At 70.2% G+C, this 6,320-nt stretch carries 5 protein-coding genes; 1 reads left to right on the top strand and 4 read right to left on the bottom strand.

The window, feature by feature from the left end; all coding sequences use genetic code 11:
- Window positions 1–325: 325 nt before the first annotated feature.
- A complete protein-coding gene (locus ABZ862_RS21075) occupies window positions 326–1,333 on the bottom strand; it encodes a stage II sporulation protein M (RefSeq protein ID WP_360960203.1) in 1,008 nt (335 codons plus the stop codon).
- Window positions 1,334–1,497: 164 nt separating this feature from the next.
- Here ABZ862_RS21075 and ABZ862_RS21070 point away from each other — a divergent pair, with 164 nt between their 5' ends.
- Window positions 1,498–2,493: an RDD family protein gene (locus tag ABZ862_RS21070; RefSeq protein ID WP_360960201.1), complete on the top strand. Its 996-nt coding sequence runs from the start codon at window positions 1,498–1,500 to the stop codon at window positions 2,491–2,493.
- Between the two features lie 76 nt (window positions 2,494–2,569).
- Here ABZ862_RS21070 and ABZ862_RS21065 read toward each other — a convergent pair whose 3' ends face one another.
- From ABZ862_RS21065 to ABZ862_RS21055, 3 genes are all read right to left on the bottom strand, one after another.
- A complete protein-coding gene (locus tag ABZ862_RS21065) occupies window positions 2,570–3,190 on the bottom strand; it encodes a hypothetical protein (RefSeq protein ID WP_360960199.1) in 621 nt (206 codons plus the stop codon).
- Between the two features lie 144 nt (window positions 3,191–3,334).
- A complete protein-coding gene (gene ahcY, locus ABZ862_RS21060) occupies window positions 3,335–4,792 on the bottom strand; it encodes an adenosylhomocysteinase (protein ID WP_360960197.1) in 1,458 nt (485 codons plus the stop codon).
- A 340-nt stretch (window positions 4,793–5,132) separates the two neighbouring features.
- Window positions 5,133–6,113, bottom strand: coding sequence for a cation diffusion facilitator family transporter (locus tag ABZ862_RS21055; RefSeq protein ID WP_360960195.1), 981 nt, complete (start codon window positions 6,111–6,113; stop codon window positions 5,133–5,135).
- Window positions 6,114–6,320 lie beyond the last annotated feature (207 nt).

Here is a 6,320-nt window from a genome sequence, read left to right as displayed (position 1 = left end):
TTTCCGACTCTATCAGATCTTTTCTCGATCCGATTTCCTCGGTGCTTTCCAGGTTCTCGCTCTTTCGGGCGATTCCCTTTCCGGCGGTTCCGACTTTATCAGAAATCTTGAGCCGCTCTTACCGGCCGCTGTTTCCGATTCATCGGGTGGGCTTCAGCGGATTCGATGTCTCGATGTTCCGCGAAGCAGACAGACACTCACTGTCACCGACCGGGCGAGACCCAGTTCCAGGCAACTGTTCGAATCTACCTCCCCTCAGGCTCCGTGTCAACGGCTCCTGCAGGGGCGAAGGAGAGATTAACAGTTCAACCGGGCCCTGCGCACATCAGGCTGCCGTGGGCACCGTGGCACTGCGCTCGGACTCCGCCACATCACCCGTCCCACCAGCACGGACGGCACGGCCGCCCACGATGTAGACGTAGGCGAGGAAGGCCGCTTCGGCGGTGACACCGATGCCGATACGGGCCCAGGTGGGCAGGCCGGACGGGGTCACGAAACCTTCGATGGCCCCGGAGACGAACAGCACCAGGGCCAGCCCTATCGCCATGCCGACGGCGGCTCGGCCTTCCTCGGCGAGCGCGGTACGACGGGTGCGCGGTCCCGGGTCGACGACGGTCCAGCCGAGGCGCATCCCGGTGCCGGCGGCGACGAAGACGGCGGTGAGTTCGAGCAGTCCGTGCGGCAGGACGAGCCCCAGGAAGGTGTCGAGGCGGCCGACCGAGGACATCAGGCCGGCACCGACGCCGAGGTTGAGCAGGTTCTCGAGCAGGATCCAGAGGACCGGCAGCCCCAGGAAGATGCCGAGGACGAGACACATCGCCGCCGCGCGCGCGTTGTTCGTCCACACCTGTGCCGCGAAGGAGGCGGCGGGGTGGCTGGAGTAGTAGGTCTCGTACTGGCCGCCGGGGCGGGTCAGCGCCCGGAGCTCGTTGGGGGCGGCGATGCTCGACTGGACGTCCGGGTGCGTGCCGATCCACCAGCCCAGGACGATGGTGACGAGGACCGATATGAGTGCGGTGGGCACCCACCAGTGGCGGGACCGGTAGACGGCGGCGGGGAAGCTGTTGCCGAGGAACTGGAGCACATCGCGCCAGGAGGCACGGCGGGTGCCGGTGACGGCACTGCGCGCGCGAGCGACCAGCTGGCTGAGCCGTCCGGTCAGCTGCGGGTCCGGCGCGCTGGACTGGATCAGCGACAGATGGGTGGCCGTGCGCTGGTACAGCGCGACGAGTTCGTCGGCTTCCGCCCCGTTGAGGCGCCGCTGGCGTCGGAGCAGGGCTTCCAGGCGGTCCCACTCGGCTCGGTGGGCGGAGACGAAGACATCGAGGTCCATCGGTTCTGCCTGCTCCTGGGCTGTTCGTCGACTGCTCGCCGGGGTTCCGGCGTGGTGTGATTGTGCTTCGTCGTGATCGGGTTGTCGTACTGGGGCGCGATGCGTACTCAGCTTGGCAGACCGACGGTTCGCGGGGCAGTCACGTGGAAGGGCGGGCAGCGGACGTGAGTGAGCTGGTCACGGGTGAGGCGGTGGCGCTGGAGCTGCGTCCGGCGAGGCTGCCCAGCAGGGCCCTCGCGGTGGCACTCGACCTGCTCGTCCACGGGGTCGTCTACATCGGTGTGACGATGGCGCTCACCGCGGCCACGTCGTCACTGGACGACGCGGCGCAGCTGGCGGTGTCGGTGGCCTGTTTCCTGCTCGTACTCGTGGGTGTGCCGATCGCGGTGGAGACGCTCAGCCACGGTCGTTCGCTGGGAAAGCTGGCGTTCGGACTCCGGGTGGTACGGGACGACGGCGGGCCGATCCGTTTCCGGCACGCACTGGTGCGGGGTGCGATCGGCACCGTCGAGGTCCTGCTGACGTTCGGTGTCATCGCCTGTATCGCCTCGTTCGTGTCCGCCCGTGGGCGGCGTCTCGGTGATGTGTTCGCGGGGACCCTGGTGGTGCGGGAGCGGATACCGGCCGGGCGGAGCGGTTTTCTGCCGCCTCCGCCGCCGTGGCTGGCCGGACGGTTCGAGGAGCTCGATCTGTCGGCGGTGCCCGACGGGTTGTGGCTCGCCGTGCGGCAGTACCTGACCCGCATGCACCAGCTGGATCCGCAGGTCGCCTGGGCCATGGCGGAGCGGCTCGCGGCCGATCTCGCGGCCCGTACGGGGGCTCCGGTGCCCCAGGGTGTGCCTCCGGCGGCGTATCTGACGGCGGTGGCGCAGGAGCGGCAGGCCCGCGAGGCCCGGCGGGCGTTCGGAGGTCCCGGGGGCTTCGCCGCCCCCGGGCCGTACGTCCCTCACGGCCCGTACACCCCCCAGAGTCCCTACCCCGCTCAGGGTCCCTACGCTCCGCAGGGCCCCTACGCCTCGCACGCCCCCCAGGCACCGGCTCCGACCGAGGTCCCGGCTCCGGCGCCCTCGCCGACCGCCGACCGCCCGCCCGCCGGGCCTCCGTCCGTCAGCCGCCCGTCCGTCAGCCGTCCGTCCACCGGCTTCGTACCGCCCGCCTGACCGGAGCCACCGCGACCGCGCGCACCGACCACCACCCGCTGCCGACCACCACTCGGTGCGGCCGTCGGCAGCGGGCTCAGCCGAACACCGACGGCGGTGACTCGAGGTCCTCCAGCTCGATGCCGGGCGCCGCGAGCACCACGTCGCCGGCGATGTGCACCGTGTGCCGTTCGCCCGTGTCCAGGGCTGTGACCTGGTATTCGTCCACGGTCAGGGGGCCGTTGTCAGTGGCGTGTGCTTCTCTGTCCACCAAGGCCCAGGACTGGTCCAGGGTGCGGGGTGCGAGGACCGGCTCCGTGAAGGCGACGAGGCGTACGCGGGTCGGCGCGGCGATGGCGGAAGGGGTGAGGCGCAGCAGACGGGCGATGGCGACGAGGAACGCCGGGGAGCTGCCGGTGAAGGCATGGGCGGGGACGGTGTGCTCGGTGGCATGGGTGCCGGTGGGGTCGGTGCGGACCCAGGTGACGCCGTCGAGGGCGGCACCGCGCACCTGCCAGTCGGCCGAGTGGAGTTCAAGGCGGATGGGGCGGCCGAGGTCGTCGAGAGCGAGGTCGACGGAGCCGCGGTGCTCACCGCCGGGGGTGGTCACCCGGGAGACGTAGCGCCAGCCGGAGGGGCCGGGGGCGCAGTGGAAGTGCTCTTCTGCGAAAGGGGTGTGATCGTGCGGGTCGTGCAGCGAATAGCGACCGCGGGGCATGGAGGTCAGGGTCCTGGATCGTGAGGGCTGGATCGTGAGAGCCGGGCGTGACGGGCCGCCGGGTTCCAAGGGGCAGGCCCCCGGCACGGGGGTGCGGGGGCCTGCCTCGGGACACCGGACGGCTCGCTGGGAGAGCCGGGCGGCTCAGTAGCGGTAGTGGTCCGACTTGTACGGGCCGTCGACGTCGACACCGATGTACGAGGCCTGCTCCGGGCGCAGCCGGGTCAGCTTGACGCCGAGGGCGTCGAGGTGGAGGCGGGCGACCTTCTCGTCGAGGTGCTTGGGCAGCGTGTAGACGCCGACCGGGTACTCGTCGGGCTTGGTGAACAGCTCGATCTGGGCCAGGGTCTGGTCCGCGAACGAGTTGGACATCACGAACGACGGGTGGCCGGTGGCGTTGCCCAGGTTGAGCAGGCGCCCCTCGGACAGGACGATGATCTTCTTGCCGTCGGGGAAGGTCCAGGTGTGGACCTGGGGCTTGACCTCGTCCTTGACGATGCCGGGGACCTTGGCCAGGCCGGCCATGTCGATCTCGTTGTCGAAGTGGCCGATGTTGCCCACGATCGCCTGGTGCTTCATCTTGGCCATGTCCGAGGCCATGATGATGTCCCTGTTACCGGTGGTGGTGACGAAGATGTCGCCCTTGTCGATGACGTCGTCGAGCGTGGCCACCTGGTAGCCGTCCATGGCCGCCTGGAGTGCGCAGATCGGGTCGATCTCGGTGACGATCACCCGGGCGCCCTGGCCGCGCAGGGACTCCGCGCAGCCCTTGCCCACGTCGCCGTAGCCGCAGACGACGGCGGTCTTGCCGCCGATGAGGACGTCGGTGGCGCGGTTGATGCCGTCGATCAGGGAGTGGCGGCAGCCGTACTTGTTGTCGAACTTCGACTTGGTGACGGCGTCGTTGACGTTGATCGCCGGGAACAGGAGGACCCCGTCGCGCTGCATCTCGTACAGGCGGTGGACACCGGTGGTGGTCTCCTCGGTGACGCCGCGGATCTCGGAGGACAGCTGGGTCCACTTCTGGGCGTTCTCACCCAGGGTGCGGTGCAGCAGTTGCAGGATGACGCGGTGCTCGTCGGACTCGGCGGTCTCCAGCGCGGGGACCTTGCCGTCCTTCTCGTACTCGACGCCCTTGTGGACGAGGAGGGTGGCGTCGCCGCCGTCGTCGAGGATCATGTTGGGGCCGCCGGTGGGGCTGTCCGGCCAGGTCAGCGCCTGCTCGGTGCACCACCAGTACTCCTCGAGGGTCTCGCCCTTCCAGGCGAAGACCGGGACGCCCCGCGGCTCGTCCGGCGTGCCGTCCGGGCCGACGGCGATGGCGGCGGCCGCGTGGTCCTGGGTGGAGAAGATGTTGCACGACGCCCAGCGGACCCGGGCGCCCAGGGCGACGAGGGTCTCGATGAGGACGGCGGTCTGCACGGTCATGTGCAGGGAGCCGGTGACACGGGCACCGGCGAGGGGCTGCGTCTCGGCGTACTCCTTGCGGATCGCCATGAGGCCGGGCATCTCGTGCTCGGCGAGGGTGATCTCCTTGCGGCCGAACTCGGCCAGGGAGAGGTCGGCGACCTTGAAGTCCTGTCGGCTGTCGACAGTCGTCATTGCGGGCTGCTCCTCGGGATGGGGGTCGAGGTGGGTAGGGCCGGTCTGCGCGGCGGCGGGCACAGAGGTGCCCGCGGACGGGCACGGACGTGCCCGTGTACGGCGCGCAGCGCAGTCCGTCGGAGGCCCTCTCTCCCTCGGCCGGTCCGCACCGGGACCGCCCGACCGCCATCAGCAGCGACGTCTGGCTCCGTCCCAAGCTACACCGACGGCCCGGTGGTCCCCAGTCCGTCTCGGGACATCAGGCGGATCCCTAGAGTCTCCGGACGCGCTCCGGATGCGCCGCGGGCAGCCGACGGCCCCGCCCCGGGGTGCCGGGAGCGGGGCCGCAGATGGTCGGTCAGTGTCCGGCCGGGTGGGGGGCCGGGCCGCCGGGGGTGGCCTCGCGGTCCGGGCCCTTGGCAGCCTCGGCCTCGCTGTAGATGTCGGGCTCGAGGTAGATGACGCGGGCGATGGGGACGGCGGCGCGGATACGTGCCTCGGCGGCGTCGATGGCCTTGGCCACCTCGGCGGCGGTGTCGTCGTGCCGTACGGCGATCTTGGCGGCGACGAGCAGTTCCTCGGGGCCGAGGTGGAGGGTGCGCATGTGGATGACACCGGTGACGGCGTCACCGTCGACCATCGCGGCGCCGATCTGCTCGACGACCTCCGGGCCGGCGGCCTCGCCGAGCAGCAGCGACTTGGTCTCGGCGGCGAGGACGAGGGCGATCCCGATGAGCAGGACACCGATGCAGACGGTGCCGATGCCGTCCCAGACGCCGTCGCCGGTGAGCAGGGCGAGACCGACGCCGAGCAGGGCGAGGACGAGACCGATCAGGGCGCCGAAGTCCTCCAGGAGGACGACGGGCAGTTCGGGCGCCTTGGCACGGCGGATGAACTGCGCCCAGGACAGTGAGCCGCGCAGGCCGTTGGACTCCTTGATGGCCGTACGGAAGGAGAAGCCCTCGGCGGCGAGCGCGAAGACGAGGACACCGACCGGCCAGTACCAGTGCTCGATCTCGTGAGGGTGGCTGATTTTCTCGTAGCCCTCGTAGACGGCGAACATGCCGCCGATGGTGAAGAGGACGATCGAGACGAGGAAGGCGTAGATGTAGCGTTCGCGGCCGAACCCGAAGGGGTGCTGCGGGGTGGCCTCGCGCTGGGCCTTCTTCCCGCCGATCAGGAGCAGGAACTGGTTGCCGGAGTCGGCGACGGAGTGGACGGCCTCGGCGAGCATGGACGAGGAACCGCTGAACGCGAACGCCACGAACTTCGATGCCGCGATCGCGAGGTTGGCGCCGAGTGCCGCCACGATCGCCTTGCTGCCGCCTGACGCGCTCATGTGTTCGCGTGGTCCCTTCGGTCCTCGTACGCCGTCGCGTACGTCGTCTCGTGCGCCCTGTGGGCCTGTGGAGCCCTGTGGGCCCGGCACTGTATGCCCGTGCCCCGTCCGGGCCGGGTCCGTGCCGGGTCCGGTGGCGCTTTGCCCTGCCTTTGCCGGGGGGTCATTGTTGCAGCCCGAACCGGCGGTGGTGCGCCCGGACTTCCG

Origin of the sequence: Streptomyces sp. NPDC047000, from assembly GCF_040644295.1 — a bacterium.
Classification (GTDB): Bacteria; Actinomycetota; Actinomycetes; order Streptomycetales; family Streptomycetaceae; genus Streptomyces.
The sequence above is the reverse complement of the archived record's forward strand: the minus strand, read 5'-3'. Positions and strand labels throughout refer to the sequence as shown.